21 protein-coding genes are annotated in these 19150 nt (G+C 62.4%); 8 read left to right on the top strand and 13 right to left on the bottom strand.

All coding sequences use genetic code 11. From position 1 onward, the window contains the following. Nucleotides 1-60: 60 nt before the first annotated feature. Entirely contained in the window at nucleotides 61-306 is a 246-nt protein-coding gene (locus G3N95_RS27070) for a hypothetical protein (RefSeq protein WP_205973153.1), read from the top strand. 58 nt (nucleotides 307-364) lie between these two features. Here the strand turns inward: G3N95_RS27070 and G3N95_RS27065 are convergent, their stop codons facing one another. The 7 genes from G3N95_RS27065 to G3N95_RS27035 form a co-directional block, all read right to left on the bottom strand. Beyond that, nucleotides 365-1039 carry a VOC family protein gene (locus tag G3N95_RS27065; RefSeq protein WP_205973152.1) on the bottom strand — a complete coding sequence of 225 codons (675 nt, stop codon included), beginning with the start codon at nucleotides 1037-1039 and terminating at the stop codon, nucleotides 365-367. Nucleotides 1040-1410: 371 nt separating this feature from the next. Continuing rightward, nucleotides 1411-1614 (bottom strand): hypothetical protein, encoded by a 204-nt coding sequence (locus G3N95_RS27060; RefSeq protein ID WP_205973151.1) that lies wholly within the window; start codon nucleotides 1612-1614, stop codon nucleotides 1411-1413. A 211-nt stretch (nucleotides 1615-1825) separates the two neighbouring features. Then, nucleotides 1826-3109 carry an MFS transporter gene (locus tag G3N95_RS27055; protein WP_205973150.1) on the bottom strand — a complete coding sequence of 428 codons (1284 nt, stop codon included), beginning with the start codon at nucleotides 3107-3109 and terminating at the stop codon, nucleotides 1826-1828. Nucleotides 3110-3224: 115 nt separating this feature from the next. Then, nucleotides 3225-4085 carry a fumarylacetoacetate hydrolase family protein gene (locus G3N95_RS27050; protein ID WP_205973149.1) on the bottom strand — a complete coding sequence of 287 codons (861 nt, stop codon included), beginning with the start codon at nucleotides 4083-4085 and terminating at the stop codon, nucleotides 3225-3227. Further along, nucleotides 4082-4765, bottom strand: a complete 684-nt coding sequence (locus G3N95_RS27045) for a hypothetical protein (protein WP_241018975.1) — start codon at nucleotides 4763-4765, stop codon at nucleotides 4082-4084. The genes G3N95_RS27050 and G3N95_RS27045 overlap by 4 nt, the downstream gene beginning before the upstream one ends. Further along, the gene (locus G3N95_RS27040) at nucleotides 4762-5556 is read right to left on the bottom strand and encodes a shikimate dehydrogenase (protein ID WP_205973148.1); all 795 of its coding nucleotides are present in this window, start codon (nucleotides 5554-5556) and stop codon (nucleotides 4762-4764) included. The genes G3N95_RS27045 and G3N95_RS27040 overlap by 4 nt, the downstream gene beginning before the upstream one ends. Next, nucleotides 5553-7175 carry a CoA-transferase gene (locus G3N95_RS27035; protein ID WP_205973147.1) on the bottom strand — a complete coding sequence of 541 codons (1623 nt, stop codon included), beginning with the start codon at nucleotides 7173-7175 and terminating at the stop codon, nucleotides 5553-5555. Before G3N95_RS27035 ends, G3N95_RS27040 begins: the two co-directional genes overlap by 4 nt. Before the next feature lie 290 nt (nucleotides 7176-7465). Here G3N95_RS27035 and G3N95_RS27030 point away from each other — a divergent pair, with 290 nt between their 5' ends. Together G3N95_RS27030 and G3N95_RS27025 are read left to right on the top strand one after the other, a co-directional pair. Then, nucleotides 7466-7918, top strand: a complete 453-nt coding sequence (locus tag G3N95_RS27030) for a MaoC/PaaZ C-terminal domain-containing protein (protein WP_205973146.1) — start codon at nucleotides 7466-7468, stop codon at nucleotides 7916-7918. Nucleotides 7919-8014: 96 nt separating this feature from the next. Further along, nucleotides 8015-9094, top strand: coding sequence for a LacI family DNA-binding transcriptional regulator (locus G3N95_RS27025; RefSeq protein WP_205973145.1), 1080 nt, complete (start codon nucleotides 8015-8017; stop codon nucleotides 9092-9094). 12 nt (nucleotides 9095-9106) lie between these two features. Here G3N95_RS27025 and G3N95_RS27020 read toward each other — a convergent pair whose 3' ends face one another. The 3 genes from G3N95_RS27020 to G3N95_RS27010 are packed head-to-tail and all read right to left on the bottom strand — an operon-like array spanning nucleotide 9107 to nucleotide 12451. After that, nucleotides 9107-10228 carry a DUF2817 domain-containing protein gene (locus G3N95_RS27020; RefSeq protein WP_205973144.1) on the bottom strand — a complete coding sequence of 374 codons (1122 nt, stop codon included), beginning with the start codon at nucleotides 10226-10228 and terminating at the stop codon, nucleotides 9107-9109. Then, on the bottom strand, nucleotides 10225-11391 hold the full coding sequence (locus G3N95_RS27015; protein WP_205973143.1) for a 2Fe-2S iron-sulfur cluster-binding protein: 1167 nt from the start codon (nucleotides 11389-11391) through the stop codon (nucleotides 10225-10227). The genes G3N95_RS27020 and G3N95_RS27015 overlap by 4 nt, the downstream gene beginning before the upstream one ends. Nucleotide 11392: 1 nt before the next feature. Continuing rightward, nucleotides 11393-12451 (bottom strand): aromatic ring-hydroxylating dioxygenase subunit alpha, encoded by a 1059-nt coding sequence (locus tag G3N95_RS27010; protein WP_205973142.1) that lies wholly within the window; start codon nucleotides 12449-12451, stop codon nucleotides 11393-11395. Nucleotides 12452-12618: 167 nt separating this feature from the next. Between G3N95_RS27010 and G3N95_RS27005 the strand changes: the two genes are divergently transcribed. Continuing rightward, complete coding sequence (locus G3N95_RS27005; RefSeq protein WP_205973141.1) at nucleotides 12619-13566, top strand: LysR substrate-binding domain-containing protein; 948 nt, start codon at nucleotides 12619-12621, stop codon at nucleotides 13564-13566. A gap of 21 nt (nucleotides 13567-13587) precedes the next feature. Here the strand turns inward: G3N95_RS27005 and G3N95_RS27000 are convergent, their stop codons facing one another. From G3N95_RS27000 to G3N95_RS26990, 3 genes are all read right to left on the bottom strand, one after another. Further along, nucleotides 13588-14424: a phytanoyl-CoA dioxygenase family protein gene (locus tag G3N95_RS27000; RefSeq protein ID WP_205973140.1), complete on the bottom strand. Its 837-nt coding sequence runs from the start codon at nucleotides 14422-14424 to the stop codon at nucleotides 13588-13590. 50 nt (nucleotides 14425-14474) lie between these two features. After that, on the bottom strand, nucleotides 14475-15248 hold the full coding sequence (locus tag G3N95_RS26995) for an ABC transporter substrate-binding protein (RefSeq protein ID WP_205973139.1): 774 nt from the start codon (nucleotides 15246-15248) through the stop codon (nucleotides 14475-14477). A gap of 185 nt (nucleotides 15249-15433) precedes the next feature. Then, a complete protein-coding gene (locus tag G3N95_RS26990; RefSeq protein ID WP_205973138.1) occupies nucleotides 15434-16144 on the bottom strand; it encodes an SDR family NAD(P)-dependent oxidoreductase in 711 nt (236 codons plus the stop codon). 135 nt (nucleotides 16145-16279) lie between these two features. On the opposite strand from G3N95_RS26990, the gene G3N95_RS26985 reads away from it, so the two are divergent. From G3N95_RS26985 to G3N95_RS26970, 4 genes are all read left to right on the top strand, one after another. Then, on the top strand, nucleotides 16280-17218 hold the full coding sequence (locus tag G3N95_RS26985) for a LysR family transcriptional regulator (protein WP_205973137.1): 939 nt from the start codon (nucleotides 16280-16282) through the stop codon (nucleotides 17216-17218). A gap of 76 nt (nucleotides 17219-17294) precedes the next feature. Beyond that, nucleotides 17295-17876 (top strand): sigma-70 family RNA polymerase sigma factor, encoded by a 582-nt coding sequence (locus G3N95_RS26980; RefSeq protein WP_205973136.1) that lies wholly within the window; start codon nucleotides 17295-17297, stop codon nucleotides 17874-17876. 12 nt (nucleotides 17877-17888) lie between these two features. Next, nucleotides 17889-18197, top strand: coding sequence for a hypothetical protein (locus G3N95_RS26975; RefSeq protein ID WP_205973135.1), 309 nt, complete (start codon nucleotides 17889-17891; stop codon nucleotides 18195-18197). Nucleotides 18198-18244: 47 nt separating this feature from the next. After that, nucleotides 18245-18961: a class I SAM-dependent methyltransferase gene (locus G3N95_RS26970; RefSeq protein WP_205973252.1), complete on the top strand. Its 717-nt coding sequence runs from the start codon at nucleotides 18245-18247 to the stop codon at nucleotides 18959-18961. The last annotated feature ends 189 nt before the right edge of the window (nucleotides 18962-19150 follow it).

Here is a 19150-nt window from a genome sequence, read left to right as displayed (position 1 = left end):
ATTGCGCATAAAGCAGCACTTGATGCTCAAGCTTCGATCGCCCACGCCGATATCCGGTGCATGAAAGAAAATGAACTTGACAAGCGCTTTCCCGAAGATCCGATGTGGAATGTCGCACAGGCAATCGAAGGCAGCGTGCGCGCGATCCGCAAGGCGCGCGGCAAGCTGAATCCCGAAGATTGCACCCCCGGCACGCTCGAATACGAAGCGGTCACGATGGACTTCATCGACGACTGCATCCGCTCGCTGGGCGGCGATCCGGATGCCGAAGACGACGACGATTTCGGCATCGGAGCCGCGGGCTGACCGCTCTTTCAGCCGGCGCCGTCATCGCGAGTGGAGAATCGCCGATGCACGCGCTCGGTCAGGTCGGCAATGGCTCGCCCATCTGCTCACGGACGATGTACTCAGCGTACCAGTCGGCCCAGTTTTCATCGTGTTCGCCGGTGCGCTTCTCATGCTCGCCGTGCGCGGCGGCAGCGCGCCGAAGCGCACTCGCCAGTTCGACGGGCGACACGAAGGTCGTGGCATCCGCATCCACTCTTCCGGGCAGTCGTGCTGTCACTTCCTGGAACACCCAGCCGTTCCCATCTGGATCAATGAACGCAGCGAAGGAGCCATAACTCCTGCGCTCCGGATGCGGACCGCTCACACGCCCTTCCTCTCCGGCATGATGGAATACGCCGCCGACGTCGTGAAAAATTTCGCTCACCGTCACGCCGCGGCCGATCAGTTCCGCACGCGCTGCTTCGACGTCGGACACGATCAGGTGAAGCCCCTGCACCGAGCCCGGTTCTTCCGTTGTCACGCCCTTGCCGAACAGGATCGAGCATGACGATCCCGTGGGCGTGAAATGCACGACGCGGAAGTCGTCGCCTTTGACGATATCGACGTCGAGCCGCCATCCGAGTCCCGCATAAAACTGTATCGCGCGATCGACGTCCGACACGGGAATGACCACGACCTCCAGCTTCATGTCGACCGTTTTGGCACGGCCGGCAGCCGTTGCCGCGTGACTGCGCGTCTGTTCATTGCTCATGTAAAGCTCCTTGCGATTGAGGAATCTAACGATGGCAAATGCAAACAAGCAAACCAAGGCAGAAACAGGCGGTCGCGTCGTTCGCTTCCTGATACGGGTTGTGCGCAGATCAGCCGGACCGAATCTTCTTACGAGAAGACTTACCGTGAATTGCCGTTTCTCACGCAAAAGTGTGTGAAAGACGACTACGTCCGTCAAGGAGATTCGCTGTACGCGAGGGAGCAAATGGACACGCGGCACCTGTGCTGCAAGCGCGCGGAGTTCCGGATATTTTCGAGGGTTTGGTCGCGAACGTGCGCGAGGTCAGTGTCGCGCGCGAGTAAAACGCGGTGAACGCACCGCGCCATGTCACGAAGGAAGACGACCCGGCTTCACTCTTCAGAATCGGCAGAGCCAACCTGAATATCGACGAACGGCGTCGCCGTCATCGTCACGGCGACATGGTCCGATGCCGGCAGCAGGCCGGCGAACGCGGCGACGCCTGTCGCGCACAGCACCGCAATAGAAAGCGCAGCGACGGCGACGAGCGAATGGCGGGTTGCGAGCAATCTGAAAAGGTTGGGCGACGTGAACATGAGCATTCTCCGGTATCGGCGCTGCGGCTATCTGTGAAGACTTCCGCAATATCCGCGCCAATGGAGATGGCTTCTGCTGCATTGCCTCGTGCTTGCTGGCTTTGCGCGTTCTTCCCCGTGGCAGGAGACGCATGGGCGAGCGGCGCGATGTCGGTTTCATCCCAACACCGCGCCGCACCTTTTCTGCCCAGGGCCAACACCTTCAGACGCGCTAGTGACCGCCCGCGTCGATGTCGCTCAGTTGCATGCCCTTGGTTTCGCGCACCGATCTGAGAATCACGATAGCCGCCAGTGCCGCCACGATGGTGAAGACGGCGATACCCAGCGCAATCGTCATGTTCGCGGCCTTGACTGTCGACAGCACGATGTACGGTGCAATGCCGCCGCCTACGACGCCGATGTTGTAAAGGAAGCCGACGCCCGACGCACGGACGTCGCGCGGCAGGTTCTCCGTCAAGATCGTTCCCCAGATGCCCGATGACCCGACGAGGAAAAAGCCACTCAGGAACGCGAAGCACTCGGCCAGCAGGAACTGGTTCACGCTGTACACGAGCGCGACGACGCATAGCGCCCCGACACAGAGCATGACGCTGATACCCGCGCGCCGCCCAAGCCGCTCCGCGATGAAACCGGACGCGAAGAAACCGAAGACCTGACCGACAGCCGAGGTCATCGTGAGCCACGTGATCGCGATCGGCTCGAACGACAACGACTTCAGATAGGTGGGAAAGAGTCCTTGGAACGGCCATGAACCGAAGCACAGCACCAGCATCAGCAACGCGAGGTAACTCACGCGGCCAGGGTAGCGACGGAACAGCACCACGGCGGGGTTGTCGCGCAACGGGGTGCGAATGCTCCGGGCGCCGTTCCTGAAGGCCTGCGATTCAGGCACGCACAACAGGATGAAGACGCTGAGCAGCAGCGCGGGAATCACGCCGACGAAGAACATCCCGCGCCATCCGAAATGCGGATAGACGAGATCGTAGGCAATCGCCGCGCCGATCGCGCCGAGACCCCAGCCGGTATCGAGAATGCCGATGCCGATCGCGCGATGCCGCTCCGGCCACGACTCGGCGACCATCGTCGCGCCCAGAGAAAAGCCGGGCGCCATGCCAAAACCGAGCAGCAAACGGAAGACGGCAAGCGATGCGAAGCTCCACGACAGCCCCGTCAACACCGCGCCTGCCGTGAACCACGCGAGCGTGATCACGAGCGGGATCTTGCGGCCGATCCGATCGCTCAGACTGCCGAACATCAGGCCGCCGATCCAGCGCACGCCATACGTCGCAAACAGCAGCAGCGACGCCGTGCTCAACGGCACGCTGAAATGCTTCGCGATGTCGTTCAGCACGAACGTGATCGCCAGAAAATCAACCGCGTCCATCACCCACACGCCCCACGCTGCGATCAGCACGCGCCACTGCGGCCATGAGATTTCCCTGTACCAGGGCAACGCGGTTCTCGATACATTCACGGTTGCATCGGCGGCTTTCATCACACCTCCTCCTGACCGGTTGTCCATACCGGGTCTCCTTTGTCTCTTGCGTCTCTTCGATGGGATGCCGCACCGGCTCACGACGCGCTGCGCGTGACCGGCGAGCCCGAGCGCTTCAGGCGAGCGCCGAATCTTCGAATGCGAGTACGGTCTGCTTTTGCTTGCCGAGTCCTTGCACGCCGAGTTCCATCACGTCACCCGGTTTCAGGAAGCGTTCGGGCTTCATGCCGAGTCCGACGCCGGGCGGCGTGCCCGTGGTGATCACGTCGCCGGGCTGCAGCAGCACGTGACGGCTCACATATGACACGATCGTCGCGATACGAAAAATCATGTCGGAGGTCGACGAGTCCTGGATACGCTTGCCGTTGAGTTCGAGCCACAGACCGAGGTTCTGCACATCGTCGATTTCGTCCGGCGTCACGAGCCATGGACCGAGCGGCCCGAACGTCGGAAACATCTTGCCCTTCACCCATTGGCCGCCGTGTTCGAGCTGCATCTCCCGCTCGGACACGTCGTTGCAGACGCAATAGCCCGCTACGTAGTCGAGCGCATTCTCCTCTGACACATACAACGCGCGCCGCCCGATCACCAGCGCGATTTCCACTTCCCAGTCGCACTTCGTCGACGCGCGCGGCAGGATCACGGGATCGTCCGGTCCCGACAGGGACGACGGCGCCTTGTTGAAGATGATCGGCTCAGCGGGAATCGGCGCGTTGGTTTCGATCGCGTGCTGAACATAGTTGAGACCGATCGCAATGAAATTGCCCGGCTGCGCAATGCATGAACCGAGGCGCGGCTTGCCCTCGACGACAGGCAGACGCGCGAGGTCCGCGCGGCGCAGCGTGTCGAGCCCGCCGCCTGCGAAGAACGCAGGCGTGTAGTCGGCGCATAGCGACGACGCGTCGCGCATCACGCCTTGTGCGTCGAGCAGGCCGGGCTTCTCGTGTCCTTCCGGTCCGAATCGGAGTAGCTTCATCGTGTTTCCTGAGGTGGATGGTTGGGAGTGGCGAGGCGGCTGATCTCGAGCGTGAATACGCCCGCGCCTGCCGCCGCTGCGTCGCGCTGTGCGGGGTCGAGGCCCGCGAGCAAATGCGTCAACTGCTTGCGCGCCGCATCGAGCGTCGATGTTTCGACAAGCAGCACGCGAGACGGCACGACGTAGGCGCGCTCGCGTGCCTCGCGCGTGTCGAGATGGCTCGCCGCGTCGTCGGCGACGAACAGATGCGCGGCGAGCACGCCTGTATCGGCGGTAATCGCAGGCACATCGCCGGCGAAAAGCGGCGTCGCATCGAATCCGGCGGGCACCGGCAACGTCAGTGCATGGCCGCCCGTGCTCGCGCCCGTCGTTTGCTCGACGACGCAGATCGAGCGCGCCGTGTTGCGGAACGCGCGCACGGTGCTTTGCGTGAGCGGCGTCGGGTGATTCAAACGTTCGAGGTAGGCGTGACTCGTCAGCACCGCGACGTGCTCGGCTTCATACAACGTCAGCCACTCCGTCACACCGCTGCCGCGATAGCGGCGTCCGCGCAGAAACCCAGGCAGCGCGAGGCGCTCGGGAATGTGTTCCTTGTCGTGCCAGCGATAGAACGCATCGCGCTCTGTCTCCAGCACGTCGTTCCAGATCAGCACGGCTGCCTTGCCAAGCAGGGACATCATCGGGCTCCTTTGAAAAACGCGGAGATCGCGTCGAGCTGGCCGCCGTGCATCTCCTGCCCCGTGACGACCTGCGCGCCAGCATCCCGCGCGAATCTCACGAGCGCGGTAGGCGTTGCGGGCGGCCTCAGTACGACATCGCCGACGAGCGTGCGCGGGCCGACTTCGCCAGGATCGCCGGGCAGGCCGTCACCGTCTTTCATGCCGACGATGGACGCGTTGATCACGATGTCGTGCAGCGCGCCGTCATGGTCGACCGTCACGTCGCAGCCGTCGAATTGCGCGGCCAATGCAGCGCGAAGCGCCTGCGCGCGGTCTGTGTCGGGATCGACGAGCGAGATCGAACGCGCGCCGTGCGCCGCGAGTTCCGCGGCAATCGCGGCGCCCGCTCCGCCGCAGCCGAACAGCAACGCGCGCTTTCCCTCTATCGTCGAGATCTTTTGCGCCGCGCTCACGAAGCCGACGCCGTCGAACATATCGCCCGTCCAGCTGCCATCCGCTTCGCGGCGCAATGCGTTGATTGCGCCGACGATCTTCGCGCGTGTCGATAACGCGTCGGCGAAGGCCAATGCCGCAGTCTTGTGCGGCGATGTGATCAGCAGGCCGTCGAGATTGCCGAGCGCCATCAGACCGCGCATCGCCGTATCGAACGATTCACGGCTGGCTTGTGCCGCGACCATCACGGCATTCACGTCGTGCTGCGCGAAGTGCGCGGTGTACACGGCGGGGGACCGCACCTGCACGACGGGGTCGCCGATGATCGCGTACAGCCGCGTTGCGCCGTCGATGTTCATCGCTGCTTCTCCGCAACCGTCTGCGCATGCCATTGCGCGATGCGCGCGGAACGGAAGCGCCGCGCGCGCGCGACCACTTCGTCGTGAATGCCGAGCCGTACCGGATAGAACAGACGTGCATCCATCGTCTTGAGATCCGTCGACACATGCGGGCGAAATTCCATCTGCGCAAACACGTCGCGTTCGAGATCGACGCCGGGCGCAACCTCGATCAGTTCGAGCCCTTGAGCGCCGATTTTGAACACGGCGCGCTCGGTCACATACAGCGCCGTTTGTCCGCGTTCGCGAGCAAACGTGGCGTTGTAGCAGACCTGTTCGAGCTTGCGCACGAACTTCTTATGCCTGCCCTCTTCACGAATGATCGTCTGGCCCGCTTCCCAGCCGATGTCGAGGCCGCCCGCCGTCAGCGTGCCGCTGAAGATCACGCACTTCGCGTTCTGGCTGATGTTGATGAAGCCGCCGACGCCGATGATCTTGTCGCCGAAACGGCTGATGTTCACGTTGCCTTGCGCGTCGACTTCGGCAAACGACAGGAACGCCAGATCGAGTCCACCGCCGTCGTAGAAGTCGAACTGCGAAGGCTGTTCGATCATCGCAGCGAAGTTCTGCGCGCCGCCGGAATCGCGGCCCGTGATCGGCGCCCCGCCGATCAACCCTTGCTCGTTGGTCAGCACGACCTTGTCGAGAAGGCCTTCCTCGGCAGCCACCGTCGATAGTCCCGTCGACACGCCCGCGCCGAGATTGCAGACAGCGCCCGGATAGAGCTCGAGCGCCGCGCGCCGCACGATGACCTTGCGCGGCCCGAACGGCAACGGCTTGATTTCCGACAGCGGCACGCGCAATTCGCCCGCGTAGCTCGGGTCGTAGTCCGTCGCATAGGTCTGGCGCTGTTCGGGCACGACGACGACGAAGTCCACGAGGATGCCGGGAATCTTCACCTGCTTCGGCGGCAACGTATTGCGCGTGGCCATGCGCTTGACCTGCACGACCACGATGCCGCCCGCGCGGCGCGTCGCTTGCGCCATCGCGAGCATCTCGCCAAGCACGGCCTCCTGTTCCATCGTGATGTTGCCGTCTTCGTCGGCCGTCGTGCCGCGCAGGAACGCGACATCGATCGGGACGGGCTTGAAGCGCAGCCACTCTTCACCGTCGAGTTCGATGAGTTCGACGAAATCGGCAGGTGTACTCGGGCTTTGACGCGCACCCTGCTGACGCGGATCGACAAAGGTGTGCAGCCCCGTTTTCGTGATCAGGCCCGGACGTCCGCCCGCCATGTCGCGCATCAGTTGCGACAGCACGCCTTGCGGAAACGTGTAGGCCTCGATCTTGTCCTCGGCGGCAAGCGTCACGAGGCCGGGCGAATCGACGAGCGCGCTCGTGATCGCGCGGCGCAGCAAGCCTTCGTGTGCGAGGTGGCTGGCACCGAGCGCCGCGCGGTCGCCTACGCCGACCACGCTGATCGACGTGAGATTGCGCGGTTCGCCCACGCTCATGAAGCGTGTCTCCAGCGCGGCGAGCAAGGCCTCGGGAACCGAATGCCCGCCGCCCGAACCGCTGATCAGAACGGCGTCTTCGTCGCGTACCAGCGAAGCCGCTTCAGTCGTTGAAATGATGTGCATGTCACGTGTCCCGCTACGTTGAAATGAACCGGCCCGCCTGAGAGTGCTGAAAGCTCGCGTCCGGTCGATTCAATGTAACCGGTTACAGCGATGATGCAAAGCGGTTTCATAAAACTCCAGGGAAAACCACTAAATGTGCTTCATAACACTAATTTTTCTAGTACATTGATCAGCACCGGACGCATCTGCAACCGGTTTCATCATGAACCGAAATATGACGCGGATCGTCGCGCGGACCCGATGGCTGGCCGTCGGCGGACAGCGAAGCCGCTTTTTCAGGAGCATCGAGCATGAGCATCAAAGGCGTGGAGATCGGGCAGGAATTCAGGTTTGCCAAGACGGTCGGCGAAGCCGACGTGACGCTATTCGCGGGGTTGACGGGCGACTTCAGCGACACCCACATCAACGAGCAGTACATGCAGGAGAAGTCGTCGATCGGCACGCGCATCGCGCATGGCGCGCTGCTGGTCGGCTACATGTCGACGGCCTCGACGATCAGCATCGCGCACGTGATCCATCGCACCGATATCGATGAATTCCCCGTGTCCGCCGGGTACGACCGCATCCGTTTCATTCGTCCCGTCCTGCTCGGCGATACCGTCACGGTGGTCTACAGGGTCGCCGAAATCGACGAGGACAAGCGCCGCAGCACGGCGGATATGGAAGTCGTGAACCAGCGCGGCGAAGTCGTGGCGGCGGGCCGGCACATCATGAAGTGGGCGAAGAAGCTTTCGTCGAAGTAACGGCGTGCCGTGCGCGGTTTTCACATGCGATTGTCCACGCGTTTGCCCAATGAACCGGCCGGTATAATCGGAACGGAAAACACTACGGCAATCGATATGGCAAAGGCCGCGCGCCCCACCCGAAATGAACAGCCGGCCGCGCCATCCGTAGCGAGCCGACCCGGCACCGCGACGCTTCGCGAAGTGGCGGAGCTTGCGTGTGTGTCGAAGGCGACGGTGTCGCGCTTCATCAACACGCCGGAGATCGTTTCGCCGAGCGTGCGCGAGCGGATCCAGGTCGCCATCGATCATCTCGGCTGGGTGCCGCATGCCGCTGCGCGCGCGCTCGCCACGCAGCGAACGGGCACCGTCGGCGCCGTCGTCCCCACGCTCGCCAACGAGCACTTCGCCACCGCCATTCAGGTCTTGCAGGACGAACTGGAAGAAAAGGGCTACACGCTGCTGCTCGGATGCTCCGAGTACGATCTGCAGCGCGAATACCGGCAGGTTCGCAAGATGCTCGAACGTGGCGTCGATGCGATCGCCGTGGTGGGCGAAGGGCATCATCCCGATCTCTATCCGCTGCTCGAACAACGCGATGTGCCTTGCGTCAGCACCTTCACGTTCGCATCATCGCAGCGTTCGATCTGCGTGGGCGTCGACAACTATCGTGCGTTCTATGACGCGACGAAGTATTTGCTCGATCTCGGCCATCGGCGTATCGCGATGATCGCGCAGAACGCCGACACCAACGACCGCGCCGCCGCGCGTCGCGAAGGCGTTCGGGTCGCGCTGGCCGAACATGGCATCGCGATCCATCCTGCGCATATGGCCGAGGGTTATTGGGGCGTGCACGAAGGGCGCAAGCTCTTCGGCCAGATCATGGCGGCCCCGATCGAGCCGCCGACAGCCATCGTGTGCGGCAACGGATCGTTCGCGACGGGCGCGATGCTCGAAGCGATGGCGGCCGGCTACGACGTGCCCGGCCATCTCAGCCTGATCGGCTTCGACGATTTCGAAGTGATGGCCGAACTGCCCATCCCGATCACGACCGTGCGGGTGCCGAGCGCGGAGATCGGCAGACGCACGGCGGATCTGCTGATCGCACAACTCAATGGCGAAGCGGCCACGCAAAGCATCGAATGCGAAGCGACGCTGATCGTGCGCGAGTCGTGCGCACGGCCGCGCTCCGCCTGAATTTGCCGGCGCTCAGCGTTGCGGGGGCACGATACCGGGCAACGCACTGAGCGCACGCGTCCAGATCTGCCGCGTGCGCGTCCACACCAGTTCGCGCCAGTCCTCGTCGGCGGGCATGAACGCGTCGAACAGCGCGCGGCTGATCGCGCGGCCGCGTGCATCGTGCGGATCGCCGTACAGATGCAGCCAATGATCGTTGCGTAGCGCGGTGTGCATCGGCGCTTCCGGATAGGTGCCGCATTCGATGACGAGCTGCAGCAGATGCGTGTCGGGCAGCGCGTTCAGCAACGCCTGCGACGTGTAGCCCGTCGACCTCGCGACGACGCCCGTCTCGCTCACCGCCGCATCCGCATGCGTGAACAGCGTATAGAGCCACGGACCGTACAGGCGCTGCGCATCGGCGAGACCGGGATAAGCCGATTGCGTGATCGACATCAGCATCGGATGGCCGAACGCGCCCGCACCCGTATGCAGGTCGAACGCGATGGCAACCTGAGCCGGCTTGAGAAAGCGTTCGGCAATGTCGCGCAACGTGCGGTTCGACCACGTGGCCTGCTGTCCGCCGTAGAAGAGTCCATCGGCATGCAGGTACTGCCCGGTGCCCACGATCGCCTGCACTTCCGTCCAGCCCAGCGCCTCGACCTGCTTCGCCAGCAGCGCATCGGCGTGCTGCCGTTGCGGACCGTCGATATCGCGGCAGGTGTAGATTTCATGCAGCGCTTCGTAGCGCGGATTGACGGGCAGCGCTGCATCGAAGTCGACGAAATTGCGATTCAGGTCGACATTGTCTTCGTTCACGCGCCGCACCCACGCAGTGCCCCACGGGTTGATCAGATGCACCATCAGCACGGCGACATCGTCGGGCAGGCGTTGCACCGCCAGTTCATGCAGCCATTGCGTCTGGCACGTCGAGCCGTAGTAGCCCTCGACGCCGTGCGTGCCGGACAGCATCATCAGCACATGGCGTGCGTCCGGGTTGCCGAGCCATGCAACGTCCGTCGCGAGCGCTTCGCCGTTCGGCCCTTTCAGCGGATGCGCGAAAGTCGTCACGCGCGCGCCGGCCGTTTGCGCCGCGTGCAGGAAATGATTGCGTAGCGTGTCGAAATCGGGTTCGACGGGAAAGCCGATCTTCATGAAGTCCTCGGATGATCAAACATGTCTGCGTCATCGGATAGCGCCAACGTCACGTTTCCCGACGGCTTCGCGCAGCATAGCAAGACTGTTCCTTCCGGGGGCGTTTCGAGCGGTGTCTCCGTGTATTCCACATCACCGTCGACGAGGCGCATCACGCACGTATTGCAAATGCCGATACGGCAGCTGAATGCAGGTTCATAGCCGTTCTGCTCGGCAAACTCCAGCAGCGATCCGCACGCGGGATCCCATGCGACGGGCTCGCCTTGCGGGCTGAAACGAACCGTTGTCGTGTGCATCGCCGCCGATTCGATGCGAGCCGGAGGTACGCGCGCCGACGCAACGTCCGCGTCCTGCTCGAGCACGGCTGCAGGCCCGAAGAACTCATAGTGGATGCGTTCACGCGCGACGCCCAGGTTGCGCAGCAAACCCCAGTTCGCCTGCATGAACGCGGGCGGGCCGCATAAATAGACCTCGTAGTCGTCGAGCGGCAACAGGCTCTGCAAGGTCTCGCGCGATAGCAGACCTTCGCTATGGAAATGCCGCGCAATTCGATCCTGCTCCGAAGGCTGCCGATAGCAGAAGTGTGCGAGCACGTCAGGATGCGCGGCCGCGACTTGCTCGACTTCGTGACGAAACGCGTGCACAGCCCCGTTCTCGCAAGCGTGAATGAAGTGAACGCGACGCGCGCCGTCCATCGCGCGCAACCGGTGCAGCATGCTGACGAGCGGCGTCAACCCGACGCCGCCGCTCATCAGCACGACAGGCCGCGCCGTGTCGTCGCCACACACGAAAGCGCCCGACGGTCCAGCCAGTTCGAGTTCGTCGCCGACGCAGACGTGCTCGTGCAGATACGCCGATCCGCGTCCCGCTGGCGCGCCGTCGCGTGCGGACTCACGCTTGACCGAGATGCGCCAGCGCGTCGCGTCGGCGGGGTCGCCCGACAGACTGTAAGTGCGCAACAGCGTCTCTGCCGGCGACAGCGGCAGACGCAGCGTGACGTACTGTCCCGCGAGAAACGACGGCAGCGCAACGCCATCGGCGGGAACGAGTTCGAACGAAACGATCGATTCGCTTTCCTGCTTGCGTCCGGTCACGCGAAAGCGCCTGAAACCCGGCGCTGCGCCACGCTCTACACGCGGTGCCCGCTCAGCGACGACATTCATGTCAATGCCCCGCACGCTGCCGGCTAACGACGTACACAGGCGCCTGCTGCTCTCGCTCGATCATCTGCGCGAGCGCGCGACGGAAACGCAGCGGTCCCGCATCGATCGCGAGATCGATGTTCGGCGTGCGCGCGTTCTTCATGCCCGCGTGAACCGCCGTCAACACGACGCGGTCTTCTTCGAAAGCGTGGCGCACGTCCGCGTCGAACTGGCGCGACACCTGCTCGTCGTCCGGCGCGAAGTTGCGCGTTTGAAACCAGTAGTAGCGCGTGTTCGAATCGTCGACGGGCGTCATGAAGTTATACGAGTTCATCAGGAACACATCGGGATGAAGCGGCGCATCGTCACCGCCCGTTCCCGCAGGCGTGAAGATCGCCTTGATGATCGCGTGAGACGGAAAGCGCACCTCGTAATGCTGCTTGCGGTCGCAGCGTCCCTCAAAGCGAACGAACTGCGCATAGAACGGCGCGACGTCCACATCGTGCATCCAGCGCGAAACGGTGACGCCATCGGCAGCGACTTCCGTCTTCAGCGGCTCGGCTTCACACGCGGCATTGCCGAACGACGACGGATGCACCCATGCGACATGCGAAGGGTCGAGCAGGTTGTCCGTCACGTACAGGTAGTGACAGGCAACCGTCATCGCATCGCCGCGATTCACGCCCCATGCAGGATCGCCCCATTCATCGATCTGCACGATCGTCGAGGCGTCCGCGTCTTCCGCATTGCCCATCCAGATCCAGAGCAGACCGTAGCGCTCGGCCAGCGGATAGCTGCGCACCTTCGCGGCGGGCGGAATCCGTGGACTGCCTGGCGCGCGCACGCACGCGCCTTCGCAGTCGAACGTGAGGCCGTGATAGCCGCATTCGACGTGATCGCCGATCAGCCGTCCCATCGACAACGGCAGTTTGCGATGCGGACACGCATCTTCGAGCGCGACGGGCGTGCCGTCCTCGCGTCGATACAGCACGACAGGTTCGCCGAGGATCGTCACGGACATCAACGCGTGCGTCACCTCTGCGTCCCATGCTGCGACGTACCATGCATTCCTCAGAAACATTGCACTGCCTCCGTTGTCCCGTTTCGCTTCGTCCATGCGTTGCATTCAGGCATCCGCGCCTGCCCAGTCTGCAGCACAGGATAAAAAGCCAAATCGCAAAAGAACAGATGTCAAACTCTGGCTGTTCGTTTAGAGTTTCTAAATCGTCGACCCTTCCCCACCCTACGATGACGACGAACAGCTTTCCTCCCTTGCGCGCACTTCAGGTCTTCGAAGCAGTCGGCCGATGCGGCGGCGTCACGGAAGCGGCGCGCAGGCTCGGCATCTCGGCGGGCGCGGTGAGCCAGCAGATCAAGCTGCTCGAAGACACACTCGGTCTGCACCTCACGGAAAAGGACGGCAAGCGGCTGCGTCTGACGGCGATCGGACGTCAGTACCACGAGAGCTGCGCTGCGGCGTTTGAAAGCCTGCGTGTCGCGCACGCGGAAATTGAACGCGCGAAGAACATGCGCAATCTCAGCGTCAGCGCATTGCCTTCGCTGCTCTCGAAGTGGCTCGCGCCGCGCATGCTCGAATGGCAGAGCCAGCATGCCGATCTGAGCGTGTACCTCGACGGCACGCATACGGAGCCGTCGCCGGATGGCTACGACATCGACTTTCGCATCAGCTATGGCGAACGCATTGCGAACGTCGAGAATTCGGTCGAGCTGTTCCGCGATTGCGTGGTGCCCGTGTGCAGTCCGCGCCTGCTCGCAGCGGGCGCGCCGCTCGCCACGCCGGCGGATATCCTCGGCTATCCGCTGATCTCGGTGGACTGGCGGCCCAAGTTCGCGTCGCCGCCTTCATGGCGCGAGTGGCTGGTCGCCAATGATGTCGATTGCAGCGCGCTGAACGAGAACCGTCAGGTGTTCTCGTTGTCGAGCGTCGCGATACAAGCGGCAATCGACGGCTATGGCTTCGTGCTCGCGCAAAGCTCGATGGTCTGCGACGATCTCGCCGCAGGCCGCCTCGTCATGCCATTCGCGCTCGGCCTGTCATTGCCGTGGCCGTATTTCCTCACATGGAAGCCGAACACGTTCGACAAGCCGCATTGCCGTAGTTTTCATCGCTGGCTCGTGATGCGCGGCAAAGAACAACAACAGCTCAACGACACGATGCTGAATGTGATTGCGTGAAGCGCGCGGCGCGGTGTGTGTTCAGCTTGCGCGCCAGAGCACGGGAAACAGCGGATGATCCATCGGCGCGCCTTCGGGCAACGCCGCATCGAGACCAGGAAAGTCAGGCGATGTGCGCCAGCGCCGCGGCGCATGGCGAATGTCGTCGCCGATGAAGCGGACCGAGAATGCACGGCGCCGCGTGTTGCCGCCCACACCGCCTGACGCGTGCAAGGTCAGCATGTTGAAGCACACCATGTCGCCGGGTTCGAGCGCCCAGCCGACGATCGGATACGCAGCACGGTCCGCTTCGATATCGGGCAGGTCGGCCAGGCTCCCTTCGGGAAACCACTTCGCTTCGTTATCCATGAACGTGCGCGGCATCAGCCACGGGCCGAGATGCGAGCCCGCGACGAATTCGAGCGTCGATTCGCGCGCGACGGGATCGACGGGGATCCACATGCTGACGTTCTGCGAGCCGGCGATGTTGTAATACGGCTGATCCTGATGCCATGGCGTGCGCTGACGCGTATTCGGTTCCTTCACGAGCAGATGGTCGTGATAGAGCCGCACCGTCTCGCAGCCGATCAACGCGCCCGCTACCGCAGGCGCCGCCGACTCGCCGATGAAACGCCGATACGCGTCGTTATCCTGCCAGTTGCAGAAGTCTTCGAAGAACCAGCCCGGATCGTCGGGACGGCTCGCCACTTTGGCGCGCGGACTTGGCTGCGCGAGGTTCCGCTCGATACCTTCGCGCAGCAGCGCAACGTCGTCGTCCGTGAAAATGCCGCGAATGCAGACCGCACCGTCGCGACGGAAATCCGCGATCAGTTCGGGCGTCAGCGCGCGTTCGATGCGCGCGTCGATGTCTTGCTGCATGTCTCCTCCGTGATGTCGCGGCGCGCATCGCTCGCGCCGCGTTCAATCATTCAACCGTTCAGCACGTCGAAATCGAAATAGCGGCGTTCGATCTGCTTGTACGTGCCATCCTTGATCATGTCGCTGATAGCCTGGTTGATCATCGTGCGCAGTGCCGCATCGTCCTTGCGCAAACCGATGGCGGCGCCTTTACCGAGCGTCTTCGGATCATTGACGGGCGAGCCGAGAAACGCGTAGCCCTTTCCCTGCGGCGTTTTCAGAAAGCCTTCGCTGCCTGAGATCATATCGGTCAAGGTCGCATCGAGCCGGCCCGCGCGGAGATCGGTGTAGACCAGCTCCTGATTGCCATACGAGACCACGTTGACGCCCGCGGGTGCCCAGTAGGCATTAGCGTACGCTTCCTGGGTCGAGCCTTGCGCAACGCCGATGTTCTTGCCCTTCAGAGAATCGACCGACGGCAAAATGTTGGCGCCCGCTCGTCCGATCAAACTGCTTGGTGTGTTGAACAGCGATGTCGAGAATGCGACCTGCGTTTCGCGTTTCGGCGTGACGGACATCGCGGACAGAATCGCGTCGAACTTGCGCCCTTGCAAAGCGGGAATAATGCCGTCGAATGCCGTTTCGACCCACACGCATTTCGTATGCAGACGCCGGCAGATTTCGTTGCCTAGATCGATTTCGAAGCCGACGAGTTTGCCGTCCGGCGCCTTCGATTCGAACGGCGCATAAGTCGGATCGACACCGAATCGAAGCTCGGTCAATTCCTTGGCGTGGGTGGACAGCGCTGCGCACAATAGCGCGAGGCAAACCAGTGTCTTCTTCATGAGCATTCCCGTCTGAGAACATCGCCGCGGTTCGAGGACCATGAGTCCGCCCTACGGCGCCGGTTAGAAAAAGAACGGATGCGCGGCCCGTTCGTCGATGACGGGTCAAGCATATGAACTCAAAAAAGCGAAGAATAGTGGCCTGAGAGTGATGGATGATTTAGATTTTCTAAAGCACGCGCCGTCTACCACGGCACCGTGCGGCCGAGATAGTCGACATATTGCAGGCCGGGCGTGCCTTGCTTCGATAGCAGGACGTCCACGAGGCTCGGCACGCTTTCCTCGATGCTCAAGCGTCCTTCCGGCCCACCGAGTTCCGTGCGGACCCAGCCCGGCGCCATCAGCACCATTGCGCGCGACGACGCAGCGTGCCGCGCCGCGAAGCTGCGCATGAACATGTTCAGCGCGGCCTTGCTGCCCCGATACACTTCGCGCTGACCCGACTCGTTGTTGCTGACGCTTCCCTGCCCCGACGACATCACGCCGATGATCCCCGTCGACGAGACATTCGATTCCAGCGACTCGACGACGCGCATCGGACTCAGCGCGTTGGTGAGCATCACGTGCATGAAATCTTCGGTCGACACTTCGCCGATGGTTTGCGTCGGGTCGCTGTTGGTGGTGCCCGCGTTGACGAACAGGATGTCGAAGCTCCGGCCCGACAACCGTTGCTTCAGCGCGGCAAGTTGATCCGGCTCGCAGATGTCGAGCACTTCGATCTCGACCCGGCCGCGGTACTCGTCAGCCAGATCGTGCAGCAAGGTCCGTGTCGTTCCTCCGCGAACCGTGCCGACCACGTTCCAGCCTTTCTTCAGAAACTCGCAGGCCATCGCGTGGCCAAGACCGCGCGACGCACCGATCAGCAGGATCGTGCGTGGAGTAGATGCTGTCGACATGACGCTTTCATCCTTCAATGACGTGTTCGATTTGCGATCGTGTCACACGCATACAGCATGCACAAGACGCAGCAAACTCAATCGATAGTTGCACACGACGCCATGTCTCGCGAATCGTTGCGTTATGCTGGAAGTATGGACAATGTGGATCTGAATCTCCTCGTCGCATTGGACGTGTTGCTTGCCGAAGGCAGCGTGACACGTGCGGCGCATCGCCTTGGATTGAGTTCGTCTGCGATGAGCCGCACGCTCGCGCGCTTGCGAGCGGCAACGGGCGACCCGCTGCTCGTGCGTGCAGGACGCGGACTCGTGCCGACACCGTATGCCGCTGCGCTGCGCGATCGCGTTCATGAACTGACCCGCGATGCGCAGGCAATGCTTCGGCCGCAAAGCGGGCAGCTCGACGTCGCATCGCTCGATCTGAGCTTCACGATCCGCGCAAGCGAAGCATTTATCGAGTTCTTTTCCGTTCCATTGTGGGCCGCCATCGCCGAGGCTGCGCCGCGCGTGCGCCTGTGTTTTGCAGCGAAGCCGAACAAGGATGCCGGTCCGTTGCGCGAAGGCATGATCGACCTGGAAATCGGCTTGATCGAAACGTCCGCACCGGAGATGTGCACGGAAGTTCTATTCCATGACCGGTTCGTCGGCGTCGTTCGGGCAGGCCATCCGTTGCTCGCCGGGGAGCGCATGACACCCGAGCGATACGCTGCCTGCAAACACGTCGTCGCTTCGCGTAGAGGGGACTTCACAGGGCCTGTCGACGAAGCCCTGGATAAGCTTGGATTGCGGCGCGAAATCGCCGTTGTCGTACCGGGCTTTCCAGATGCCATGCGAATAGCGCGTCACTCTGATCTGGTCGCGCTCGTGCCGCAGTCCTCTCTCGGCAACGCATTGGCCGGCGATCACGCGGCCGGGTTGGGTCTCCAGGCCTTCGACCTTCCCGTCAAGACACCCGCATTCACGATCTCCGCGATGTGGCATCCACGCGTCGACGCGGACCCGGCGCATCGCTGGCTGCGTAGTGTCGTCATGTCGCTCTGCCGGGCCGCTTATCCAGCATCGCGGGAGCAATGAGGCTTCGTCTTTTGCTGGCGACGATATTTTTTGAAGCTGCGCACAATATCCGAGCTTCTGAAACGTCTTCAGCCTCATGGAACCGCCACCCACCTCGGACACGATGAACGATCGGGACAGCGACATCACCGCCACCGTGGTGCGTGAGCGCTCGAGGCTCGTCAATTTCATCCGGCGCCGCATTCGCGATCCCGACGATGCGGAAGACGTCCTGCAGGACGTCTTTCACGAATTCGTGCAGGCCTATCGCCTTCCCGCTCCGATCGAACAGGCGAGCGCGTGGCTGTTTCGTGCCGCGCGCAATCGCATCATCGACCGTTATCGGAAGAAGAAGGAACAGCCGTTGACGGATCTGTCCGGAATCGATGACGACGCGAGCGGCGAGTATCGGCTCGATCTCGCTTTACCGGCGCACGATGCAGGTCCCGAAGCGCTGTATGCCCGCACCGTGTTGCTCAAGGCCTTGCAGGATGCACTCGATGAGTTGCCGCGGAATCAGCGCGAAGTGTTCGTCGCTCACGAACTGGAAGGGCGGAGCTTCAAGGACATGGCTGCCGAAACCGGCGTCACGCTCAATACGCTACTCGCGCGAAAACGCTATGCAGTCTTGCATCTGCGGGCGCGGTTGCAGACCGCTTATGAAGAACTGGATATTTGAAGGAGTGAATGGATGAAATTTCGAATCAGATGTGTGGGGAAAATCCTGCTCGTGCTGGTCGGTATCGGCGTGCTCGGTTTTGCCGTGATGTCGCTATGGAACTGGGTGATGCCGGCGCTATTCGTCGGCGCGCGCGCGATCGATTTCGCACATGCACTCGGCTTGCTGGTGCTGAGCAGAATCCTGTTTGGCGGTTTCCGCGGACACGGTGGTTGGCGCGGGCGGCGGCATTGGCGCAAGTGGGAGGCCATGACGCCGGAGGAACGCGAGCGCTTCCAGGCAGCATGGCAATCGCGCTCGACGCCGCGCTCCGGTGAATGAGTTGTAACTTTCCGCTTGTTTAGATGATCTGGTTTAACGGGGAATGTATGACATCCACGGCTACGGTGCTTCTACGTCGGCTGCATGAACAGAGTCAAACGGAAGTGATGGCGCGCGTGCGGGCGCAGTTTGATGGATCGAACGAGGCGCTTCTAACGCTTGCGGAGGAATACGACACGCTCGCACCACGACTGCGCGGACGGTTTCTTGAAACGCTCGGGCTATCTACCGAAGACTTCGAGTCCTCCCAGGGCACGGCCATGTCGTTGGCCGTGTCCGAGGAAACGGGGCGGTTTTTGCACAACATGGTACTGTCGCACAAGCCGGCTCGCATTCTCGAACTGGGTAGTTCTTGCGGCGTTTCCACCCTGTATTTCGCAGAGGCGCTTCGAACGTTGGGTAGCGGTGCTGTCGTCGCGACGGAGCTCGATGCCGCGAAGTGCGCACGCCTTCGTGCTCATGTCCGGGCGGCGGGTGTACATGCTTATGTCGATCTGCGGGAAGGCGACGTGTTCCGGACGGTCTCCGAACTGGACGGCACGTTCGATATGGTGTTCATCGATGTGTGGGCGAACACGTATCTGAATCTGTTCAAGCGGATTGAACATCTGCTGCGCCCCGGATCCATCGTACTCGCCGACAACATGTACACAGCCGAAGATGCTGTGCGGCCATACAAGCAATATCTCGACGACAATCCGCGCTTTTCGAGCACGACGCTGAATTTCGAGTCGGGGATCGAGTTTACGGTTGTGGTTTCTTAGGTGTTTGGCTTCTTGAGCCGTTCGACAGCGGATGCGGTTGGCGTGTGAAACTTCACGCCCAGAAACGCCAAGACCCCGCTTTTGAGGGCGGGGTCTTGGACTGGGTAAGGAGCCTGACGATTACCTACTTTCACACGGGCAATCCGCACTATCATCGGCGTGGAGTCGTTTCACGGTCCTGTTCGGGAT

Origin of the sequence: Paraburkholderia sp. Tr-20389 (assembly GCF_017104565.1) — a bacterium.
GTDB lineage: Bacteria > Pseudomonadota > Gammaproteobacteria > Burkholderiales > Burkholderiaceae > Paraburkholderia.
This window is presented reverse-complemented; position numbering and strand designations above follow the sequence as displayed.